The sequence below is a fragment of the Neisseria sp. P0021.S006 genome, assembly GCF_051956895.1.
In genome coordinates this window covers 1-461 of sequence record NZ_JBQCWZ010001205.1, presented here as the reverse complement: position 1 = coordinate 461, position 461 = coordinate 1, and the positions used below count along the sequence as shown (strand labels likewise).

Sequence of the window (461 nt, the reverse complement as noted above, 5' to 3'; positions counted from 1 at the left end):
TGATTTTGCTTGGGCGTATCTGCCGTTGGGAATTGCGGTCGAAGCGAAGTTGCCGGAAGTGTACGTTGCCGATTTGACGCAGGCTTGGTTGGGTATTTTGTCGCGTGCCAAGCATACGTGCAGTCATGAAGTGGTGCGGGAAACCATTTCTGTTCGTGCGCAGATGACAGCGATTTTGCGTCGTTTGAACGAAAGCGGTATCAGCAAGTTCAGCGATTTGTTTAAACCGGAGCAGGGCGCGACATATGTGGTGGTCAATTTTATTGCATTGCTGGAATTGGCTAAAGAAGGCTTGGTGCGTATCGTGCAGCCTGAAAATTATGGTGAAATCGAAATCAGCCTGAAAGACGGTTTGGAAACAAACGAAGCCGAAATGTTTTCAGACGGCCTTGAAGCCGATGAAACCGATAACGAAAATTTGAAAAAAGAGAACTAAAATGAATTCGACGACAAGTCATAAC

General features: G+C 46.4%; 1 protein-coding gene. It reads left to right on the top strand.

What is annotated here, in order from left to right; genetic code table 11:
* On the top strand, positions 1 to 436 hold a 436-nt coding region (locus ACTHUM_RS19495; RefSeq protein WP_440403940.1), incomplete at its 5' end, for a segregation and condensation protein A.
* Between the last annotated feature and the right edge of the window lie 25 nt (positions 437 to 461).